We start from the raw sequence: 20505 nt of genomic DNA, 5'->3' as shown, positions 1-20505 counted from the left end.
GGAGCCGGACGGGCGCGCGAATTGGAAGCTCCCGCGCCTGTCCGGCTTCGTTGTCGATAACAGGAGTATAGAAACGGCAAACGCCCGGACCGTTGCCGATCCGGGCGCCTGCGTGACGATGGAAAATCGTCAGCCCCCTAAGCTTTGGAAGTCGCGCGTTATCGCTGCGTTCCTCCTCAGCAATTTCCCCGAACCACGGCCTCGGCTGTGTCTCAGTGATTGTTTTGCTAAGCGCAGGTTCGGCGTTTGTCATCGCCAATGTGGCATGCCGCCGGCGATTGGTTCCGCGCTGTGTGAATTTGGCAACAATGCGTTGCGCAACCCCATGCGCCCCCCTAGAGGCTGGCATGCCGATGCGCGCTCTTTTCCTATCCCGCTACGAACGCATGATTGCCCGCCGCTATTTGCTGCCGGGCAAGGGCGAGGCGTTCATCTTCCTGGTCGCGTCGATCAGCCTCGTGGCGGTGATGCTCGGCGTCGCCGCGCTAATCATCGTGATGAGCGTGATGAACGGCTTTCGTGCCGAGATGTTCGACAAGATCGTCGGCACCAATGGCCATGCCGTGGTGCAGGGGATCGGTGGTCGACTGCCAAATTGGCGCGATGTTGTGGCGCAGGCGAAGGCAACGCCGGGTGTCACCAGCGCGGTCCCGCTGATCGATCAGCCGTTGATGGCGAGCTATAACGGCCGGGTCGAGGGCGTGATGGTGCGCGGGATGCGCGTCGAGGATCTGCGCAGCAACAAGACGCTGGGCGGCAAGATCGTGATGGGCACGCTCACCAGCATCAGGCCCGGCGCTGGTCGAGTCGCGATCGGCAGTCGACTCGCCGAGGCGCTGGGCGCGACGGTCGGCAGCGAGATTTCAATGATCAGCCCGCAAGGGCAGACGACGCCGTTCGGCACCGTGCCGCGGATCGTCAGCTATACGGTCGGCGCGATCTTCGAGATCGGCATCTACGATTACGACAAAGCCTATGTGATCATGCCGATCGAGGATGCGCAGACGCTGCTGCTGATGGGCGACGACGTCGGCATGATCGAGCTTCAGACCGTCGACGCCGATAAGGTCGGGCCGATCCTGAAGCCGCTGGCCGACAAGGTCGGCGGGTTCGCGGTCGTCAGTGACTGGCGGACGATGAATGCCTCGCTGTTCGAGGCGCTGGCGGTGGAGCGGGTGGCGATGTTCACCGTGCTGTCGATCATCATCCTGGTGGCGGTGTTCAACATCCTGTCGTCGCTGATCATGCTGGTGCGCGCCAAGACGCGCGACATCGCGATCCTGCGGACGATGGGCGCGACGCGCGCGGGGATGATGCGTATCTTCATGACCGTCGGCACGACGATCGGCGCGCTGGGGACCCTTGCCGGGGTGATCCTGGGCTTCGTCTTCCTGTTCTATCGCCAGGGCGTGGTGAACGTCGTCCAGGCGGTGACGGGGCAGAACCTGTGGGATCCGTCGATCCGTTACCTCACCGAGCTGCCGTCGAAGACCGATCCGGTCGAGGTGGTGGTGATCGCGCTGATGGCGCTGGTGTTCAGCTTCCTGGCGACTCTGTACCCCGCGTGGAAGGCGGCGAGCACCGATCCGGTCCAGGTGCTGCGTTATGAATAGCGCGGTGCTGGCGACCCAGGGTCTCGCGCGTAGCTTCAAGCAAGGCGACGAGACGATCGAGGTGCTGCGCGGCGTCGATCTGACGGTAGCGCCCGGCGAGATCGTCGCGCTGCTGGGGCCGTCGGGTTCGGGCAAATCGACGCTGCTTCAGGCGGTCGGCCTGCTGGAGGGCGGCTTCGTCGGCTCGATCCGCATCATGGGCGTCGAGGCGGCGAAGCTCGATGCGCATGGCCGCACCGTGGTGCGGCGCGACCGGTTGGGCTTCGTCTATCAGTTCCACCACCTGCTGCCCGACTTCAACGCGACCGAGAATGTCGTGCTGCCTCAGATGATCCATGGCGCCGAACGGGCCGCGGCCGAGGAGCGGGCGCGCGGCCTGCTGACGACGCTGGGGCTGGGGCACCGGCTGACGCATCGGCCGAGCCAGCTGTCGGGCGGCGAGCAGCAGCGGGTGGCGGTGGCGCGCGCACTCGCCAACCGCCCGGCACTGGTGCTGGCGGACGAGCCGACCGGCAATCTGGACGAAACGACCGCCGACGTGGTGCTGGCCGAATTCCTGCGGCTGGTCCGCGGCGAGGGCTCGGCAGCGCTGATCGCGACGCATAACGAGCGGCTGGCGCAGCGGATGGATCGCGTGGTGAGGCTTCACGAGGGAACGCTGGCGTGAGCGGCTGGCGGACGGTGCCCACCTTGACCGGCCGCCATGTCACCTTGCGCCCGCTGGTCGAGGCCGATGTTCCCGCGCTGGTCGAGGTCGCGCGGGCGGGTGACCTGTGGGACTTGTTCTATGCCAATGTGTCGCAGCTCAAGGCGCCGGAGCGATGGTGGGCGGCGGCATCGGCTGAGCAGGATTTCGGGCGCGCGTTGCTGTTCGCCGTCGAGACGCCCGACGGGAACGTCGTCGGTACGACGCGATACATGCGGATGGCGCCGGCGCATCGGCGGCTGGAGATTGGCGGGACCTTCTACGCCAAGGCGGTGCAGCGGACCGGCGTGAATACCGAGGCGAAGCTGATGCTGCTGACTCACGCCTTCGACGTGCTCGACTGCCAGTGCGTGCAGATCCGCACCGATGCGCTCAATCTGCGGAGCCAGGCCGCCATAGAGCGGCTGGGGGCGAAGAAGGACGGCGTGCTGCGCGGGCATCAGGTCGCGGCCGACGGACGGCTGCGCGACTCGGTGGTCTATTCGATCCTCGACCGCGAATGGCCGGGGGTGCGGGCGAACCTTCACTATCTACTGGCGAGGCATGGATGAGCACGATCACCGACTTCACCGTCAAGGCTGCGGATGGCAGCGATGCCCCGCTGGAGGCCTACCGCGGCAAGGTGTTGCTGATCGTCAACACCGCGTCCAAATGCGGGTTCACGCCGCAATATGAGGGGCTGGAGGCGCTGCACCGGCGCTTCGGCAGCCAAGGATTTGAGGTGCTGGCGTTTCCCTGCAACCAGTTCGGGGCGCAGGAGCCGGGCGAAGCGGCGGAGATCGCCAATTTCTGCACGCTGACCTATGACGTGACCTTTCCCGTCTTCGCCAAGATCGACGTGAACGGCGGCGATGCCGATCCGCTGTTCGAGCGGCTGAAGGCGGATGCGCCGGGGCTGATGGGGTCGAAGGCAGTGAAGTGGAACTTCACCAAGTTTCTAGTCGACCGCGACGGGCGGACGGTGCGGCGCTATGCCCCGACGACGAAGCCGGACGATCTGGCGGCGGATATCGAGGCGTTGCTGTAGCTAGGAGGGAAGGGCGAACGCCTGCGCGCCCTTCCGGTGGTGGGCCGCGGAGACGATCGATACGACGCCGCTGAACAGGAAGCTGATGCCGAGGATGAAGCCCGGCAGGACGAGCCCGGTGACACCGAGCGTCGCGATGACGTAGATCGCGAGCAGGATGTTGACGACGCCGAGCACGATCATCAGCGCCTTGCCACGGCGCATTCGGGCGCCGAGCGCGATTTCGAGGATACCGCGCAGCGCCAGCCAGATCGCGACGAGCAGCGTGATCGACAGCGCTCCCGTGGTCGGTTCGAACGCCATGACGAGGCCGATGGCGAGCGACATCGCGCCGAACAGGATCGCATAGCCGCGCCCCTCCGCCACCTTGCCGAAGATGCCAACGCCGAGCGAGACCACGCCCGACGCGATGAAGAAGGCGCCGATGACCAGCGTCGCCGCCAGTGTCGCAGCGAACGGCCAGATGAAGGCGCCTAGCCCTAGCAGGACGCAGAGGATGCCGTAGGCCATCAGCCAGCCCCAGCCATTGCCGGCAGGCGCAGTTGGGGCAGCGAGGCCGCGGGCGGTGTCGCGCAGGTCGGTGATGGATCGGTTTCCTTCGTTCTTCTCGGGAACGAGGTTATCCACCGCCGGTTCCGCGCGCCCGACTGGTCGAATCACGTGGGGCGCGCTACTTCGGGGCATGACGCATTCGGGCTTCGTTCCCCTCCGTATCTTCTCGTCCTACACGATGCTCGACGGCGCGATCGAGCCGAAGGCGATCGCCAAGGCCGCGAAGGATCATCGCTTCCCGGCCGCGGCGCTGACCGATCGCAACGGCCTCTACGCCGCGATGGCGTTCAGCGATGCGGCCAAGAAGGACGGGGTGCAGCCGATCATCGGCACGATGCTGTGCGTGGCCCGCCCCGACATGCCCGAGGGCGCGATCCCGGTGCTCGACTGGATCGCGCTCTATGCGCAGGAGGCGGCGGGTTACGACAATCTGTGCGCGCTAGTGTCGATGGCCCACCTCGATCGCCCGATCGAGTGGAACGCCCATGTCACCTTCGATGCGCTGGCGGGGCGCACGAACGGGCTGATCGCGCTGACGGCGGGCGGCGAGGGGGCGGTGGCGCGGTTGTTCGAGGAAGGCCAGCCGGCGCGGGCTGCGGCCTATGTCGATCGGTTGCAGGCGCTGTTCGGCGATCGGTTGTACGTCGAATTGTCGCGGCGCGGCAACGCGATCGAGGAGGCGGCGGAGGATGCGCTGATCGACCTCGCCTATGCGCGCGATCTGCCGCTGGTGGCGACCAATCCCTGCTGCTTCGCCGAAGCGGAGTTCGGCGATGCGCACGATGCGATGCTGTGCATCGCGCATTCGACCTATGTCGAGACCGAGGATCGGCCGCGCACCTGCCCCGATGCGTGGCTGAAGCCGGCAGACGCGATGAAGGCGATGTTCGCCGATCTGCCGGAGGCGATCGCGAATACGCTGGTCGTCGCTCAGCGCTGCGCGGTGATGGCGCCGAGTCGCAAGCCGATCCTGCCGACGCTGGCGGGCGATCTGGCGGGCGAGGCGGAGATGCTGCGGCGCGATGCCACAGCCGGGCTGGAGGCGCGGCTGAAATGGATCGCGCAGCTTGAGGGCAAGCCCTGGCCGCCGACCGATGCGGGCGGCGAGGGCGACTGGACCAAGCCATACTGGGAACGCCTCACGTTCGAGGTCGACGTCATCGTCCAGATGGGCTTCCCCGGTTACTTCCTGATCGTCGCGGACTTCATCAAATGGGCGAAGGACCACGACATTCCCGTGGGACCAGGGCGTGGTTCGGGCGCAGGCTCGGTCGTCGCCTGGGCGCTGACGATCACCGATCTCGACCCGCTGGCGCTGGGGCTGCTGTTCGAGCGGTTCCTGAATCCCGAGCGCGTGTCGATGCCCGACTTCGACATTGATTTCTGCGAAACCAGGCGTGGCGAGGTCATCCGCTATGTCCAGGAGAAATACGGCCGCGACCAGGTGGCGCAGATCATCACCTTCGGTAAGCTGAAGGCGCGTGCGGTGCTGAAGGACACCGGTCGCGTGCTGCAGATGAGCTATGGCCAGGTCGATCGCCTCGCCAAGCTGGTGCCCAACCACCCGACCGATCCCTGGGACCTGAAGCGGGCGCTGAACGGCGTACCCGAGTTGGCGAAGGAATATGCCAACGACAATCAGGTCCGCCGGCTGCTCGACCTGGCGACCAAGCTGGAGGGCCTGCCGCGCCACTCGTCGACGCACGCCGCGGGCGTGGTGATCGGCGATCGGCCGCTGGCGCAGCTGGTGCCGCTGTATCGCGATCCGCGATCGGACATGCCGGTGACCCAGTTCGACATGAAATATGTCGAGGGCGCCGGGCTGGTGAAGTTCGACTTTCTCGGCCTCAAGACGCTGTCGGTCCTGCAGAAGGCGGTGCAACTGCTGGCCAAGCGCGGGATCAGCGTCGATCTCGCGGCGCTGTCGTGGGACGATGCCGAGGTCTACAAGCTGCTCCAGAAGGGCGACACGGTCGGCGTGTTCCAGCTGGAATCGGAAGGGATGCGGCGGACGCTGAGCGCGGTGCGCCCGACCAACTTCGGCGACATCATCGCGCTCGTGTCGCTGTACCGACCGGGCCCGATGGACAATATCCCGAGCTTCGGACGCCGCAAGCAGGGGACGGAAGAGCTCACTTATCCGCACCCGCTGCTCGAGCCGATCCTGAAGGAGACCTATGGGATCTTCGTCTATCAGGAGCAGGTGATGCAGGCCGCGCAGGTGCTGGCGGGCTATTCGCTCGGCGGCGCCGACCTGCTGCGCCGCGCGATGGGCAAGAAGATCAAGGCGGAGATGGACGCGCAGCGCGCGACCTTCGTCGAGGGCTGCGCCAAGCATAACGGCATCGGCAAGGACTATGCGAACCAGCTGTTCGATTTGATCGACAAATTCGCCGGCTATGGCTTCAACAAGAGCCACGCGGCGGCCTATGCGCTGCTGGCGTACCAGACGGCGTGGCTGAAGGCGCACCACCCGCACGAATTCTTCGCCGCGTCGATGTGCTATGACATGGCGCTGACCGACAAGCTCGCGATCTTCGTCGATGACGCGCGGCGGCTGGGCGTGGCGCTGTGTGGGCCGGACATCAACAAGAGCGAGGCGGAGTTCGACGTCGAGCAGACCGAGGACGGGCTGGCGGTGCGCTATGCGCTCGCCGCGCTGAAGTCGGTCGGCGAGGGGGCGATGGAGAAGCTGGTCGCCGAGCGGCAGGCGAACGGGCCGTTCACGAGCCTCGACGATCTGGCGCATCGCGTCGATCCGCGGCTGCTCAACAAGCGGCAGTTGGAGACGTTGGCCGCGGGAGGTGCGTTCGATACGATCGATGCCAACCGTGCGGGCGTCCATGCGGTTGCCGAGACGATCCTGGCGGTGGCGGCGCGGCAGCACGATCAGCGGACGAGCGGGCAGGGCGGGCTGTTCGGCGGCGAGAGCCATGCCGGCGACGACATCAAGTTGCCGCAGAATGCCCACTGGAACCTGACGACGCGGATGGAGCAGGAGAAGGAGGCATTCGGCTTCTATTTCTCGGCACATCCGGTCGACCGGCACCGGCATATCGCGCAGGCGCACGGCGCGCGCAGCTACGTCTCACTGTCGGACCTGGTTATCCCCGACGACGGCAACCGCATCGGCGCGACGATGGCGGTGCTGGTCGAGGATGCGCGCTGGCGGACATCGGCGCGCGGCAAGCGCTACATGATGGCGACGCTGTCGGATGCGAGCGGGCAGTTCATCGCGACCTGCTTCGACGATTCGGTCGCCAAGGACCTGGAGGACGCCGCGCGGATCGGCGGCTGCGGGCTGGCGACGGTGGAGCTGGATCGGCGCCCGGGTGAGGAGACGCCGCGGGTGTCGGTGAAGCGGTTGCAGCCGTTCGAGGCGCTCGCATCGATGGCGCGGTTCGTCGTCGAGGTGGAGATCGCCGATCCGGTCGGCTTTGCCGCCCTGGCGCGGATGCTGGCGGATCATCGCGGTGCCCGCGGCGAGGTGCGCGCCAGGGTGATGCTGGAGGGGGGCGAGGCGCGGCTGTTGCTCGGGCGCGACTTCCTGCTCGATGCGGAACTGGTATCGCGGATCGAGGAGCTGCCGGGGGTCGGCAAGGTCGAGCTGAAGTCGTCGGAGACGCGGTTGAAACTGGTGGGGTGACGCCTGTCGGTACCTCACCTCCTTCGTCATGCTGAACTTGTTTCAGCATCTTACCGCCGTCGGGCTTGTGGCTTGAGATCCTGAGACAAGCTCAGGATGACGATCTTCCTCGAACGGTTCTCGACAGGCGGCAACCTTTCGTCACACCCCGCCCCTTGCCCCCGCTTTCCGTTCGCGTAAGCTGCCTTAAAACATAGGAGAGGTGCGTGATGCTCGGCGGGATGCAGGATTTCGAGCTGAGGGTGCCACGGCTGCTTGACCATGCCGCGCGCGAACATGGCGGGCGCGAGATCGTGACGCGCTGGGCCGACGGCAGCGAGACGCGGAGCGATTGGGCAGGCATCCATGCCGACGCGCGGCGGCTGGCGCAGGCGCTGGAGCGGCTGGGCATGAAGCCCGGCGATCGGATCGCGACGCTGGGCATGAACCACGGCCATCACCTGACCGCCTGGTATGGCGCGATCGGGATGGGCGGTGTGGTCCATACGATCAACCCGCGGCTGTTCGACGAACAGCTGGTCTATATCGCCAACCATGCCGAGGACCGCGTGCTGTTCTACGATCGCGCGTTCCAGCCGATCGTCGACCGGCTGCGCGATCAATGGACGACGATCGAGCATTATGTCGTGTTCGATGGCGACGGCGAGGGCAGCTTTCGTGCGCTGGCCGATGCCGAAGACGGCGATTACGCCTGGGTCGAGGGCGGCGAGCGCGAGCCGTGCATGCTCTGCTACACCAGCGGGACGACGGGCAATCCGAAGGGCGTGCTGTACGAGCATCGTTCGACCCTGCTGCACGCGATGATGATCGTATCGCCGTCGGTGTTGGGCTTGTCGTCGCGATCGTCGGTGCTGCCGATCGTGCCGCTGTTCCACGCCGGTGCCTGGGGCATCCCCTTTGCTGCGCCGTTGGCGGGATCGAAGCTAGTGTTTTCGGCGGTCAACGAGCCGGCGGTGCTGTGCGAGCTGATGACGCGCGAGAAGGTGACGGTGTCGTCGGGGGTGCCGACGGTGTGGCTTGGCCTGTTCGCGCATCTCGACGGCGGGGCGGAGTCGCCGGCCCATCTGAAGCTGGTGACGATCGGCGGCTCCGCGGCGCCCCGCGCGATGATTGCGCGCCTGACCGATATGGGAGTCGAGGTGAAGCATCTGTGGGGGATGACCGAAACGTCGCCGGTCGGCACCGCCGCCGCGCCGCCGGCGAACTGGGACGACCTCGACATCGAGGCGCAGCTCGACATCCTGACCAAGCAGGGGCGCATTCCGTTCGGCGTCGAGCTGCGCATCGTCGACGACGAGGATCGGGAATTGCCGCGCGACGGCGAGGCATCGGGGCGGCTGCAGATCCGCGGGCCTTGGGTGGTGAAGCGCTATTTCGGGGCGAGCGAGGATGCGGTCGATGCTGACGGCTGGTTCGACACCGGCGACGTCGCGGTGCTGCATCCCGACGGCACGATGCAGATTACCGACCGGTCGAAGGACGTCATCAAGTCGGGCGGCGAGTGGATCAGCTCGGTCGATCTGGAAAATGCAGCGGTGGGCTGTCCCGGCGTCGCCGAGGCGGCGGCGATCGGGATCGCGCATCCGAAATGGGATGAGCGCCCGCTGCTGCTGGTGGTGCGCAAGCCGGGATCGACGGTGACGGCCGAGGAGATCGGCGCGCATCTGGCGCAGCATGTCGCCAAATGGTGGCTGCCCGACGCGATCGAGTTCGTCGACGAGTTGCCGCATACCGCGACGGGCAAGCTGCTGAAGACGGCGCTGCGCGAGCGGTATCGGGATTACCGGCTGGTGGCGGCGGCCTGACCTAGTCAGTTGGGCAGCGGGGCGGTGAGCGGCGCTGGCTCGACGGGTTCGGCCAACGGCGCCGGCTCGGGCCGGGCGATCGGCAGCTCTACGAGCGAGGGCTGGTCCTGGCCGGCGTAGCGGATGGCGACGCGGACGGCGCTGCCGGTGACGCCGCTGGCGGGTAGCGAGATGATCAGCTTGTCGGTGCCGTCGATCTTCCACGGCAGCGGACGCGATGCGCCTGCGCCACGCAGCTCGACCGACGACACGCAGGCGGGGGCGGCGCCGGTCAGGGTGACGGCGGCGTCCTTGCTGGCAGCCAGCGGCGCGGCGTCGGCCTTCCACTCGGGCGCGGCGGGCGCGATCTGTAGGCGATAGCCGGGGCCGGTGAAGGGGAGGAAGCCCCATTGCCCGCGCAGCCTGGCGTCAGTGCTGGACGGCAGGCCGGCGAAACCCGCCTTGCCGTTGGCCAGCACATAGCCGCCACGGCCCGCATCGGCGGTCAGCGGCAGGTCGAGCGGCTTGCCGCCTGGTCGCTCGATCGACAGCGTCATATCGTGCGCGAACTGGGTGGCGTAGATCAGCGGCGCGCCTTCAATCGGCAGGACCAGGTCGGGGCGCGACAGGCAGACCGGCGCGCCGGGATCGCTGCGGCGGAGCGGCGGTGCCTCGCCCGGCTCGATCGCTGGCATGGCGACGACCATCACCGACTTGGGCTTGGCGAAGGAGGGCGCGGCGTTGAGCAGCAGTGTCGCTTCGCCGCCGTGGACGCTGGTGAGCGTTGGAATGTAGCGGAACTGCGTTGCCTGGAATGCACCGAAGATCCGGGCGAGATCGCGGACGACGCCGATATAGGGGCTGTAATAGCCATAGCCGCCCTGCGGGGTTGCGCTGAGCTGGAAGGCGAGGTCGGTCGGCGCACCGACCAGCGTGTCGGCGAGCGCCGAGGTGTGGCTGTCGGCGAGCAGCAGCGATTCGCGACTGTCGGTGAGGCAGCCCGCCTGCGCCGCGGCGTAGAGCGTCAGGCACTCCGTCTTGAGCTTCACCGCGAGGCTGCGGGTGAGGGTGGGGGATAGCGTTTCGATCTTGTCGGGATCGACGCGCTCCTGCTCGCGCATCCGCTCGACGAACATGTCGAGACGGGCGCGGTCGAGGCTGGCCTGGTTCAGCTCCTGCGTCGCGCGGACGAACGAGCCGGGCTGCTTGCGCACCGCATCGACGATCGCGTCGAAACCGCCGGAATCGGGGGCGAGGAACAAGACCAACTGCTTCGCGCCACCGGGCACGGTGATCGAGAGGTCGGCCTTCTTGTCGCGCCAGGTTTCGGCACGGCTGAACCAGGATTTGGGCGGACGGCTGGTGGGGCCGCGCAGGAAGCCAGCGACGAGCAGGTAGCGGGTATCGTTGTCGCGGCCGAGTTCGGCATGGACCGTGATCCGGTCGCCGGCGGCGAGGTTGGGGACCGAGCCGAGCGGCAGCGTGCGGCCGCTGCGCGCGATGGTGACGCGAAGGCGCGGGCCGACGAGGTCGAAGGGCGCGGATTCGGCGACAGCCGGGGTCGGTGCAGTCGCCGCAAGCGCCGCCAATAACAGAGGAAATTTGAGCAGGTCTGTCATGCCGCGTCCTCCTGCGGACGATTGGTGTCGGTTTTAGGGCGCGGGGGCCATGTCCGACATTTTCCTACACCGGCGGAACCGGCTAGCAAGGCGGTGACGAGCCGGGAGATGGCGATGCGACACTGCATGATTACCGTGGCGACGATGGCGGCGATCGCCCTGCCGACGCCGATTGCTGCGCAGCAAAATGCTGCAGCAAAGACCGTTCTGGTCGACCTCGCTAACCCGCTGATGGGTACCGATTCCAGCTACACCATGTCTTACGGCAACACCTATCCGGCGGTGGCGGTGCCGTGGGGGATGAATTTTTGGACCCCCGTCACCGGGAAGATGGGGAGCGGCTGGGGCTACACCTACGATGCTGAGAAGATCAACGGGATCAAGCAGACGCACCAGCCCAGCCCGTGGATGAACGACTATGCCGCCTTCGCCCTGTTCGCGGAGACCGGGGCGCTGAAGGTCGGCGAGGAGGAGCGCGCCTCCTGGTACAGCCACAAGGCGGAAGAGGCGCGGCCGTACCGGTACAAGGTGTATCTGGCCGACTATGACGTGACCGCCGAGGTGGTGCCGACGACGCGCGCCGCGCAGTTCCGCTTCACCTTTCCCAAAAATGACGACGCGCATATCATCCTCGACGGTTATGCCGGTGGATCGATGGTCAGCATCGATGCGAAGCGGCGCCGGATTACGGGCTATGTCCGCAACAATCATGGCGGGGTGCCGGGGAATTTCCGCAACTGGTTCGTTGCCGAGTTCGACCATGATTTCGCGGTGACGCGGACGTGGGACGACAACGGCACGCTCGCCGCCACGCCGTCGCGCGAGGGCGATCATGTCGGCGCGGCGGTCAGCTTCCGGACGCAGGCCGGCGAGCAGGTGGGGGTGCGGGTCGCCTCGTCGTTCGTCAGTGCCGAGCAGGCGCAGCGCAATCTCGACAGCGAGATCGGGCGCGACAGCTTTTCCGCGACCGAGGCGAAGGCCAAGGCGGCATGGGAGAAGGAGTTCGCGCGGATCGAGGTGGTCGATCCCAACGAGGACAATCGCCGCACCTTCTATTCGGCGCTGTATCGCATGCTGCTGTTTCCGCGGCAGTTTCACGAGATCGACGCGGCCGGCAGGCAGGTCCATTACAGCCCGTTCGACGGCAAGGTGCATCCCGGGCCGCTCTATACCGACAACGGCTTCTGGGACACGTGGCGCGCGGTGTTCCCGTTCTTCGTGCTGATGTATTCCGAGCGCGATGCCGAGATCATGCAGGGCCTCGCCAACACCGTGAAGGAGGGCGGCTGGCTGCCCGAATGGATGAGCCCCGGCTATCGTAACGTGATGATCGGGGCGAATTCGGCGAACATCATCGCCGATGCCTGGACCAACGGCGTCCGCGGCTATGACGTCAAGACGCTCTATGCTGCGGCGAAGAAGGCGGCGACGACGAGCGAGGGGCGGCCGCTCGACAAGAAGGGCAAGCCGATCGCCGCGGTCGGGCGCGAAGGCGTCGAATATTACAACCGACTCGGCTATGTGCCCTATGACGTCGGCATCAACGAGAATGCGGCGCGGACGCTGGAATATGCGACCGCCGACTTCGCCCTGTCGCGGCTGGCGAGCGCGCTCGGCAAGACCGACGACGCCCGGCTGTTTGCGGCGCGAGCGCAGAATTACCGCAAGCTGTTCGATGGCGAGAGCGGCTGGATGCGCGGGCGAAGCCAGGATGGCAGCTGGGCGACGCCCTACAACCCGCTGAAATGGGGCGATGCGTTCACCGAGGGCAATGCCCTGCATTACAGCTGGTCGGTGATGCAGGACGTTCGCGGGCTGGCCGAGCTGATGGGCGGCGATGCCCGGTTCGTCGAGCGGCTCGATTCGATCTTCACGACGCCGCCGCGCTTCGACGACAGCTATTATGGCGAGACGATCCACGAGATCCGCGAGATGCAAGTCGTCGACATGGGCCAGTACGCCCACGGCAACCAGCCGATCCAGCACATGATCTATCTGTACGACTGGGCCGGTGCGCCGTGGAAGGCGCAGTTCCATGCGCGCGACGTGATGCGCCGGCTCTATGCGGCGACGCCCGACGGCTATCCGGGTGACGAGGATAATGGCCAGACGTCGGCGTGGTATGTGTTCTCCGCGCTGGGTTTCTACCCGGTGACGCCGGCGACCGGGCAATATGCGATCGGCAGTCCGCTGTTCTGCGAGGTTCGGCTGACGATGCCAGGCGGCAATCGGCTGGTGATCGAGGCCGCGAACAATTCGGCCGAGAATGTCTATATCCAGTCGGTGACGCTGAACGGCAGGGACTGGACCAAGCCCTATCTGCCGCGGCAGGAGCTTCAGGCCGGCGGGACTTTGCGCTTCATCATGGGGCCGACGCCGAACAGGGAGTGGGGCGTGGCGATCAAGGACCGGCCGTTTTCGATGAGCGACGCACGATGAGCTGGGTCGACCGGCGCCAGCTGATGGCGGGGGCAGGCGTGCTGGCGGTATCGGCCGCGGTGCCGGTTGCGGCGGCACCTGCGTTCGCCAGCAAGCGACCGCCGCAGGGCGAGCGGCGCTTCACCAGCCCGGCGGTGGAGGCGGAGATCGCGCGGGTGAAGCGGCGGATCGCCGATCCCGAGATCGCGTGGCTGTTCGAGAATTGCTATCCGAATACGCTCGATACCACCGTGACCAAGGTCGGCACGATCGACGGCAAGCCCGATACGTTCGTCATCACCGGCGACATCGACGCGCTGTGGCTACGCGACAGCTCGGCGCAGTTGCAGACCTATGTCCATCTGACGCCCAGGGATGCCGCGCTGCGGCGGCTGTTCCACGGGCTGATCCAGCGGCAGGCGCGGTGCATCCTGATCGATCCCTATGCCAACGCCTATATGGAGGATCCGACCGCGCTCTCGAGCTTGAGTGCGCGGACCGACCTGACCGAGATGAAGCCGGGCGTGGCCGAGCGGAAGTGGGAGATCGACTCGCTCTGCTATCCGATGCGGCTGTCGCATGGCTATTGGACCGCGACGCGCGACAAGGTGCCGTTCGATGCGACCTGGGCGCAAGCGATGGCGCTGGCGGTCGAGACGCTTCGGGTACAGCAGCGCAAGGACGGGCCGGGGCCGTATCATTTCCAGCGGCGCGACACGACGCCGACCGAGACGCTGATGTTCGGCGGCTATGGCGCGCCGACGCGCAAGGTCGGGCTGATCCATTCGGGGTTCCGGCCGTCGGATGATGCGTGCGTCTATCCGTTCCTGATCCCGTCGAATCTGTTCGCGGTGTCGGCGTTGCAGATGCTGGCGACGGTGCTGCGCGAGGCGCGCGGCGATGCGGCGGCGGCGGGGCGCGCCGAAGCGCTGGCGGCGGAGGTCGAGGCGGCGCTTCGGGCGCATGGCCGGATGACGGACGGCAGGGGCGGCGAGGTGTGGGCGTACGAGGTCGACGGCTTCGGCAATGCGATCTTCATGGACGACGCCAATGTGCCGAGCCTGTCGGCCCTGCCGCTGCTGGGATCGGCGACGCGCGACGATCCGCTGTGGCGCCGCACGGCTGCGCTCGCGTGGTCGGGGCGCAACCCTTATTTCTTTTCGGGTTCGGCGGCCGAGGGAATCGGTGGGCCGCATGCGGGGATGGACATGATCTGGCCGATGTCGATTATAGCGCGTGCGTTGCTGAGCGACGACGATGCGGTGATCCGCCAGTGCCTGACGTGGCTGAAGCGGACCCATGCCGACACCGGCTTCATGCACGAGAGTTTCCTGAAGGACGATCCTAGCAAGTTCACGCGCAAATGGTTTGCGTGGGCGAACGGGTTGTTCGGGGATCTGGTGCTGGATCTGGAGCGGCGGAAGCCGGGGTTGCTGGGGGTGGTGTATTGAAATCCTCCCCATGCCGGGGGGGATTTGCCTAGTTCGCCAGCGTCGGGACCAGCACGCCGTTGACGACGTGGATCACGCCGTTGGTCTGGCGGATGTCGGCGATCTCGACGTAGCTCAGGTTGCCGGTGGCGCTGGTCAGCGTGACGACGTTGCCGGTCATCGTCGCGCGGATCGGCTGGCCGAGGATGCTCGTCAGCGTGGCGGTGCCGCCGGCGGCGCGGATCATGGCGACGAGCTGGTCGGCGGTGATCGAGCCGGCGACGACGTGATAGCTCAGCAGCTTGACGAGCGAGGCCTTGTTCTCGGGCTTCAGCAGGCTGTCGACGGTGCCGGGGGCGAGGCGGCCGAAGGCGGCGTTGCTGGGCGCGAAAACGGTGATCGAGCCGGGCGCGGCGAGGCGCGGGGTGAGGTCGGCGGCACGGATCGCCTGCGCCAGCGTCGACAGCGAGGGTGTGGCGGCGATGGTGTCCGCGATGGAGCGGTCCGTCGGAACCGCGGTACCGGCGATCTCGGGATTGCCCGTCGCGGCGACCGGGGTGGCGGTGGGCGTGGGGCTGGGCAGCGCAGTTGGGGCGGCGGAGCCGGCGCTTTCGGCCTCGTCCTTACGGCCACCGCAACCGGCCAGCGCCAGCGCGGCGACGGCGGTGAACAGGATGGTGCGGGTCATCGATGGTCTCCCTTTGCGAGGCACTACGGTCGATCGCCACGATCGGTTTCACGGCGCCTCGGCAAGGACCCCGGCCAGCAGCTGGAAATCGCGCTCTCGCGGCGACGAGCGCCGCCAGACGAGCGCGATCGTGCGCGTCGCGTTCACCGCATCGAGGGGGCGGGCGACGATGCTGGTATGCTCGAGGATGCCGGCGTTGACCGCCATTTCGGGCAGCATCGTCATGCCGAGGCCATTGTCGACCATCTGGACGATGGTGTGGAGCGAGGTGCCGAGCATCGTCGCCTCGGCGCGCAGTTCGGGACGGTTGCAGGCGGACAGCGCATGGTCCTTCAGGCAGTGGCCGTCCTCGAGCAGCAGCAGCCGCGTCTCGTCGATCGCTTCGGCCGGGACCTTGGGCGGAAGGTTGGGCATGTCCTGCGGCTGGAAAGCGACGAAGAGACGATCGTCGAACAGCGCCTGCGACGCTACCTCGCCGCAGGTGAAGGGGAGGGCGAGCAGGACGCAATCGGTGCGCCCATTGTGCAACCCCTCGCACGCGGGGCCGCTCGGCTCCTCGCGCAGGAACAGCTTCAGGTCGGGATAGTCGCGGCGCAGCCGGGGCAGAATGCGCGGAAGCATGAAGGGGGCGATGGTGGGGATCACGCTCATGCGCATGTCCCCCGACAGGGGGCGGCCGGCGGCGCGGGCCATATCGCCGAGCTCTTCCGCCTCGCGCAGGACGATGCGCGCCTTCGCGGCGATGCGTTCCCCCAGCGGCGTGAAGCGGACGACGCGGCGGGTACGCTCGACCAGCGTCACGCCGATCAGCGTCTCCAGCTCGCGCAGGCCGGCGGACAGGGTCGACTGGGTGACGAAGCACGCCTCCGCTGCGCGGCCGAAATGGCCGTGATCGCGCAAGGCGAGTAGATATTGCAGCTGCTTGAGCGTGGGTAGGTACGTCGTCGCCATTATCGCCTCAGTCGATCGTGCGACGCCATCCTAGTCGAAGCGGTCGATCATGCCAGCGTCAGTGGAATATGGCGCGATAGAGGCCGAAGGCGCTGGTGATCGTCAGGATCGTGCCGACAAGGCCGAGCAGCCGCTTCGGGGGCACGCGCTTGGCAAGCATCGCGCCGAACGGCGCCGCGACGATGCCGCCGATCAGCAGGCCGAGGGTGGCGACGGTGAAAGCCGCCCAGCCGAGCTGGGTAAGGAACGTGATCGAGATCGTCGTCGTCAGGAAGAATTCGGCGGTGTTGACGGTGCCGATCGTCGTCCGCGGCGACGCGCCCTGGACGAGCAGGTTGCTGGTGACGACCGGCCCCCAGCCGCCGCCGCCCGCCGCATCGAGGAAGCCGCCGACGAGGCCGAGCGGCTCGACGATCTTCGGCTCCTTCACCTGAGGTGGATACCGCCAGGCGCGCCAGAGCAGATAGAGGCCGATGACGCTGAGATAGCCGAGGATGAACGGCTTCGTCACCGCGGCATCGACGTTCGACAGCACATAGGCACCGAGTACGCCGCCGATGACACCGGGGATCATGATTCGCAGGAACAGCCGCCAGTTGACGTTGCGATGCGCGACGTGGCTGATCCCCGAGACGGCGGTGGTGAAGGTCTCGACGGTGTGGACGCCCGCCGACGCCGCGGCGGGAGGGACGCCGATCCACAACAGCATGGTGTTCGAGATGACGCCGAACGCCATGCCGAGCGCGCCGTCGACGACCTGAGCGGCGAATCCCACCGCGATGAAGGGCAGCAGGGCGCTGACATCGAAGCTGGCAAGATCGGGCACGCTCCCGACCTGCCCGACGCGAGCATCCCCGACAAGATAGATAGGCTTTAGGGCGCCGATGCCCGGTGCTGGCAATCGGACGAGTGGCGACCTAAATCGGGGGCGATAAGGGGATCGAGACGAATGTTCGCGAAGCTGACCGAGTATCTGGATTCGATCCGCGCCCGCGATCCGGCGCCGCACAGCCGCTGGGAAGTGCTGACTTATCCGGGTGTCTGGGCGCTGTTCTGGCATCGTATCGCGCACCGGTTGTACGGCAGGCGGCTGTTCCTGCTGGCGCGGATGGTCAATCACTACAGCCGCGCGACGACCGCGATCGACATCCATCCGGGCGCCAAGATCGGCAAGCGCTTCTTCATCGACCACGGCTTCGTCGTGATCGGCGAGACGGCGGAAATCGGTAATGATGTCACCATCTATCAGTGCGTCACGCTCGGCGGGACCAGTCCCGACAACGGCGTTGCGGGAAAGCGGCATCCGACGCTGGCGGACGGCGTCATCATCGGATCCGGCGCGCAGGTGCTGGGGCCGATCCTGGTCGGCAAGCGCGCGCGCGTCGGGGCCAATGCGGTGGTGACGAAGGACGTGACCGAGGGCGCAGTGATGGTCGGCATTCCCGCCCGGCCGACGGTGATCGAGGGCGGCGCGGGCGAGGCGCCGCGGTTTGTGCCCTATGGCACGCCCTGTTCCGAGATGTTCGATCCGCAGACGCAGAAGCTGGAGATCATGCGCTGCGAGCTGGACGCGATGCGCAAGCGGCTTGATGCGGTGCTGGCCGAACAGGAGCGCGATCGGGCCTGATGGGCACCGTCACGCCCTTTCCCAACGCCGGCGGCAAGCCGAGCCAGATCGGCTTCGACCGGGCCGAGCTGACACGGATCCTGGATCTGTACGGGCGAATGGTCGCGGCGGGGCATTGGCGCGACTATGCGATGGAGCTGGGCCGCGAGGCGGCGATCTTCGCGGCGTTCCGCCGGTCGGCCGAGCGACCCGAGTTCAGGATCGAGAAACGCCCTTCCTTGCGCAGCCGGCAGGGCATGTGGGCGCTGATCGGCGAGCATGGCACCGTGCTCAAGCGCGGGCACGAGCTGGGGCCGGTGCTGGCGCCGGTCGAGCGGCGGCTAATGAAGCTGGTCGACGACGATTGACGAGAAGCCGGGCGGCGCGATCGGCCGCCCGGCCACCCGATCAGAAGACGACGTCGAGCGACGGCATGACCGTGCCTGTGACCGACAGGCCGAGGTCGGCGACCCGATCGCCGTTGCCGTCGAGGCTGATCGTCGTCGTGTTGCTGCCCTGGTCATAGGCGAAGATCGCCTGGCCCGACTGGCCGCTGAAGCTCGACACCTGAGTGAACGCCTGGTCACCGCTCTCGTTCGGATTGGCGTCGATCGCCGAGAAGTCGATCTTGTCCGAGCCGCTGGTGAAGTCGAGAATGCGGTCGCGCGCGCTGGAGGTCGAATCCGCCAGCTGATCGAAGACGAAGCGATCGGCCCCCGATCCGCCGTAAAGAAGGTCGGCACCTAGCCCGCCGTCGATGGTATCGGCACCGGCGCCGCCACGCAGGACGTTGGCGACCTCGTTACCGATCAACGAATCGTTGCCGCTGCCACCGGTCGCATTCTCGATGATGACGCCAGCCGCCACCGCGACGTTGCCGACGAGCCCGCCGACGTTGGAGAAATGCCCGTCGTTAAGGTCGATCAGCTGGTTCTTCGCGTAGCCGGAAAAGTCGAACGTGTCGTTGCCGCCGGCGTCCCAGGCGGCGAAGATGAGGCCCGACGACGAGGTGGTCGCGGTGTAATAGTCACGGCCGGTGTTCGAGTTGAAGCCGTACACCGTATCGCCCGTCCGCGTCGTCATGTTGGCGCCGTACAGGCGCTGCGCGGCGGCGACGTCGTCGAGCAGCGGGGCGGCGGCGTAGAGACCGCCGTTATTGCCGCCGGTGTTCGTTTCCGACCAGTAGCTCATGACCGAATACTGGCGCGTATCCTCGTAATATTGCGCGCTGTTGGCGTAGGTCGGCGAGCCGTTGCCGGCGTTGTAATCGCCGGGATGGCCGAGGCCGATGGCATGACCGATCTCGTGGACCAGCACCTGGCCGCCGTAGTTCAGATTGTCCGGCGCGCTATTGTAGCTGAGCGAGCTGTTGTACCAGCTATCGCCGCCGACGCCGTTGCCGGGATAATAGGCAAAGGCAGCCGCGCCCGACGCACCGGTCGAGTAGTTGCCGAGTAACATCGACGCATTGTTGCTGTAGCCGTTGGTCCCGGTCACCTGGCGGAAGGTAATCTGCGCGACATCGGACCAGCTCTGCAGCGCGATCTTGGCCTGTTCGATCTGCGCGGCGTTGAACACCGAGAAGCCCGAGGTGCCGTTGGGCATCGTCGCGGGCGCGCTGGCGCGGAAGGCGTAGGTGACCTCTGCCGCCTGGCCGAGCGTCGAGCCGTTCCACGTCGTGTTCGCGCGGCCGATCTGCGCGGCGGCCTCGGCAATGGTCAGCGAGGTCTTGCCGTTGGTGCCTGTCTCGCCGCGATCCTCGGCATTGAGTGCAAAGAATCCGGTGCTGACGTGGTTGGTGTCAGGCCCGGCACCGCCCGCGCACGACGGGCATTGGCACAATCGGCCGTCCTGATTGTTGTTGGGGCTGCTGAAAGCCCTGTCGTATCGATCGGAGTCCACACCCATGGCCTGCCACGGCGAAATCTCTCGGGCAGCGGTAAATTGGTTCTCCCAGCGCATCGTCGTCTCCCGGTGATCCGGCTTCGATCCGCTTTCCCGTCGGACCGTACCGGTGCCCCCGCACGACTACAAAGCGGAATTGCTTCGCTGAGTGCGACAGTCATGTTGATATATGTTGGCGGCTTTGCAACCGGTTGTGCCGCCGATGCCACGAACGGAGCCGCAATGGAGACGAGCCGAGCAACCGTCCGCAGCCTGCGCATGGCTGAGCCCGCCGAGGTGGCAGGACGCTGGAACGTTAGCGTACGCGGGCGGCAATGCACCGTGCGGTTGGGTACCGGACGAGTTGAGGACGCCAACGCCTATGGAATCGACGAGGGCGCGGCGTGCCTGGGCGATATGCTGGGCAAGGCCGTCGCTGGGTGGCGACCGGCGCCCGACGGCATCGAGCTGGCGGGGCTCGATCGGCTGACGATCGTGCTGTTCGCCGATCAGGGCGACGGCAGCGGCCGCGCCGATGTCGACGGTCAACCGGCGACGCTGGCGCGCGCCGCCGGCTGATC

General features: G+C 66.8%; 17 protein-coding genes. 11 read left to right on the top strand and 6 right to left on the bottom strand.

Annotation, left to right across the window (positions count from 1 at the left end):
* The first annotated feature begins 386 nt into the window (after positions 1–386).
* From GGQ80_RS03540 to GGQ80_RS03525, 4 genes are read left to right on the top strand one after another with little or no spacing between them, the layout of a single operon-like run.
* Entirely contained in the window at positions 387–1613 is a 1227-nt protein-coding gene (locus GGQ80_RS03540) for a lipoprotein-releasing ABC transporter permease subunit (RefSeq protein ID WP_183982926.1), read from the top strand.
* Positions 1606–2280, top strand: a complete 675-nt coding sequence (locus GGQ80_RS03535; RefSeq protein ID WP_183982527.1) for an ABC transporter ATP-binding protein — start codon at positions 1606–1608, stop codon at positions 2278–2280. Before GGQ80_RS03540 ends, GGQ80_RS03535 begins: the two co-directional genes overlap by 8 nt.
* The gene (locus GGQ80_RS03530) at positions 2277–2870 is read left to right on the top strand and encodes a GNAT family N-acetyltransferase (protein ID WP_343050810.1); all 594 of its coding nucleotides are present in this window, start codon (positions 2277–2279) and stop codon (positions 2868–2870) included. The genes GGQ80_RS03535 and GGQ80_RS03530 overlap by 4 nt, the downstream gene beginning before the upstream one ends.
* A complete protein-coding gene (locus GGQ80_RS03525; protein WP_183982526.1) occupies positions 2867–3346 on the top strand; it encodes a glutathione peroxidase in 480 nt (159 codons plus the stop codon). The genes GGQ80_RS03530 and GGQ80_RS03525 overlap by 4 nt, the downstream gene beginning before the upstream one ends.
* Here GGQ80_RS03525 and GGQ80_RS03520 read toward each other — a convergent pair whose 3' ends face one another.
* Complete coding sequence (locus GGQ80_RS03520; RefSeq protein ID WP_343050809.1) at positions 3347–3973, bottom strand: HdeD family acid-resistance protein; 627 nt, start codon at positions 3971–3973, stop codon at positions 3347–3349.
* Positions 3974–4028: 55 nt separating this feature from the next.
* On the opposite strand from GGQ80_RS03520, the gene dnaE reads away from it, so the two are divergent.
* Together dnaE and GGQ80_RS03510 are read left to right on the top strand one after the other, a co-directional pair.
* Positions 4029–7544, top strand: a complete 3516-nt coding sequence (gene dnaE / locus GGQ80_RS03515; RefSeq protein ID WP_183982524.1) for a DNA polymerase III subunit alpha — start codon at positions 4029–4031, stop codon at positions 7542–7544.
* Positions 7545–7753: 209 nt separating this feature from the next.
* Positions 7754–9349: a long-chain fatty acid--CoA ligase gene (locus GGQ80_RS03510; RefSeq protein ID WP_183982924.1), complete on the top strand. Its 1596-nt coding sequence runs from the start codon at positions 7754–7756 to the stop codon at positions 9347–9349.
* A 5-nt stretch (positions 9350–9354) separates the two neighbouring features.
* Here GGQ80_RS03510 and GGQ80_RS03505 read toward each other — a convergent pair whose 3' ends face one another.
* Positions 9355–10947 (bottom strand): hypothetical protein, encoded by a 1593-nt coding sequence (locus tag GGQ80_RS03505; protein ID WP_183982523.1) that lies wholly within the window; start codon positions 10945–10947, stop codon positions 9355–9357.
* Positions 10948–11061: 114 nt separating this feature from the next.
* On the opposite strand from GGQ80_RS03505, the gene GGQ80_RS03500 reads away from it, so the two are divergent.
* The gene (locus GGQ80_RS03500) at positions 11062–13386 is read left to right on the top strand and encodes a GH92 family glycosyl hydrolase (protein WP_183982923.1); all 2325 of its coding nucleotides are present in this window, start codon (positions 11062–11064) and stop codon (positions 13384–13386) included.
* Positions 13383–14816, top strand: coding sequence for a glycoside hydrolase family 125 protein (locus GGQ80_RS03495; RefSeq protein ID WP_183982522.1), 1434 nt, complete (start codon positions 13383–13385; stop codon positions 14814–14816). The genes GGQ80_RS03500 and GGQ80_RS03495 overlap by 4 nt, the downstream gene beginning before the upstream one ends.
* A 28-nt stretch (positions 14817–14844) precedes the next feature.
* Here the strand turns inward: GGQ80_RS03495 and GGQ80_RS03490 are convergent, their stop codons facing one another.
* The 3 genes from GGQ80_RS03490 to GGQ80_RS03480 are packed head-to-tail and all read right to left on the bottom strand — an operon-like array spanning position 14845 to position 17260.
* On the bottom strand, positions 14845–15483 hold the full coding sequence (locus GGQ80_RS03490; RefSeq protein ID WP_183982521.1) for a fasciclin domain-containing protein: 639 nt from the start codon (positions 15481–15483) through the stop codon (positions 14845–14847).
* Positions 15484–15531: 48 nt separating this feature from the next.
* Positions 15532–16434, bottom strand: a complete 903-nt coding sequence (locus GGQ80_RS03485; RefSeq protein WP_183982520.1) for a hydrogen peroxide-inducible genes activator — start codon at positions 16432–16434, stop codon at positions 15532–15534.
* Between the two features lie 58 nt (positions 16435–16492).
* Complete coding sequence (locus tag GGQ80_RS03480; RefSeq protein ID WP_183982519.1) at positions 16493–17260, bottom strand: TSUP family transporter; 768 nt, start codon at positions 17258–17260, stop codon at positions 16493–16495.
* Between the two features lie 123 nt (positions 17261–17383).
* Here GGQ80_RS03480 and epsC point away from each other — a divergent pair, with 123 nt between their 5' ends.
* Together epsC and GGQ80_RS03470 are read left to right on the top strand one after the other, a co-directional pair.
* Positions 17384–18061, top strand: coding sequence for a serine O-acetyltransferase EpsC (epsC, locus tag GGQ80_RS03475; RefSeq protein ID WP_183982518.1), 678 nt, complete (start codon positions 17384–17386; stop codon positions 18059–18061).
* Positions 18061–18408 carry a DUF2794 domain-containing protein gene (locus tag GGQ80_RS03470; protein ID WP_183982517.1) on the top strand — a complete coding sequence of 116 codons (348 nt, stop codon included), beginning with the start codon at positions 18061–18063 and terminating at the stop codon, positions 18406–18408. The genes epsC and GGQ80_RS03470 overlap by 1 nt, the downstream gene beginning before the upstream one ends.
* A gap of 40 nt (positions 18409–18448) precedes the next feature.
* On the opposite strand, the gene GGQ80_RS03465 is transcribed toward GGQ80_RS03470, so the two are convergent.
* Positions 18449–19948, bottom strand: a complete 1500-nt coding sequence (locus GGQ80_RS03465) for a serralysin family metalloprotease (protein ID WP_183982516.1) — start codon at positions 19946–19948, stop codon at positions 18449–18451.
* Positions 19949–20167: 219 nt separating this feature from the next.
* Between GGQ80_RS03465 and GGQ80_RS03460 the strand changes: the two genes are divergently transcribed.
* Entirely contained in the window at positions 20168–20503 is a 336-nt protein-coding gene (locus GGQ80_RS03460; RefSeq protein WP_183982515.1) for an AprI/Inh family metalloprotease inhibitor, read from the top strand.
* The last annotated feature ends 2 nt before the right edge of the window (positions 20504–20505 follow it).

Source organism: Sphingomonas jinjuensis (assembly GCF_014197105.1).
GTDB classification, from domain to species: Bacteria; Pseudomonadota; Alphaproteobacteria; order Sphingomonadales; family Sphingomonadaceae; genus Sphingomonas; species Sphingomonas jinjuensis.
The sequence above is the reverse complement of the archived record's forward strand: the minus strand, read 5'-3'. Positions and strand labels throughout refer to the sequence as shown.

What these genes read in the sequence shown, in the direction of transcription:
- GGQ80_RS03540 (WP_183982926.1), top strand. Translation starts at nt 387, where the DNA reads ATGATTGCCCGCCGCTATTTGCTGCCGGGCAAGGGCGAGGCGTTCATC.
- GGQ80_RS03535 (WP_183982527.1), top strand. Translation starts at nt 1,606, where the DNA reads ATGAATAGCGCGGTGCTGGCGACCCAGGGTCTCGCGCGTAGCTTCAAG.
- GGQ80_RS03525 (WP_183982526.1), top strand. Translation starts at nt 2,867, where the DNA reads ATGAGCACGATCACCGACTTCACCGTCAAGGCTGCGGATGGCAGCGAT.
- dnaE (WP_183982524.1), top strand. Translation starts at nt 4,029, where the DNA reads ATGACGCATTCGGGCTTCGTTCCCCTCCGTATCTTCTCGTCCTACACG.
- GGQ80_RS03510 (WP_183982924.1), top strand. Translation starts at nt 7,754, where the DNA reads ATGCTCGGCGGGATGCAGGATTTCGAGCTGAGGGTGCCACGGCTGCTT.
- GGQ80_RS03505 (WP_183982523.1), bottom strand. Translation starts at nt 10,947, where the DNA reads ATGACAGACCTGCTCAAATTTCCTCTGTTATTGGCGGCGCTTGCGGCG.
- GGQ80_RS03500 (WP_183982923.1), top strand. Translation starts at nt 11,062, where the DNA reads ATGCGACACTGCATGATTACCGTGGCGACGATGGCGGCGATCGCCCTG.
- GGQ80_RS03495 (WP_183982522.1), top strand. Translation starts at nt 13,383, where the DNA reads ATGAGCTGGGTCGACCGGCGCCAGCTGATGGCGGGGGCAGGCGTGCTG.
- GGQ80_RS03490 (WP_183982521.1), bottom strand. Translation starts at nt 15,483, where the DNA reads ATGACCCGCACCATCCTGTTCACCGCCGTCGCCGCGCTGGCGCTGGCC.
- GGQ80_RS03485 (WP_183982520.1), bottom strand. Translation starts at nt 16,434, where the DNA reads ATGGCGACGACGTACCTACCCACGCTCAAGCAGCTGCAATATCTACTC.
- epsC (WP_183982518.1), top strand. Translation starts at nt 17,384, where the DNA reads ATGTTCGCGAAGCTGACCGAGTATCTGGATTCGATCCGCGCCCGCGAT.
- GGQ80_RS03470 (WP_183982517.1), top strand. Translation starts at nt 18,061, where the DNA reads ATGGGCACCGTCACGCCCTTTCCCAACGCCGGCGGCAAGCCGAGCCAG.
- GGQ80_RS03465 (WP_183982516.1), bottom strand. Translation starts at nt 19,948, where the DNA reads ATGGGTGTGGACTCCGATCGATACGACAGGGCTTTCAGCAGCCCCAAC.
- GGQ80_RS03460 (WP_183982515.1), top strand. Translation starts at nt 20,168, where the DNA reads ATGGAGACGAGCCGAGCAACCGTCCGCAGCCTGCGCATGGCTGAGCCC.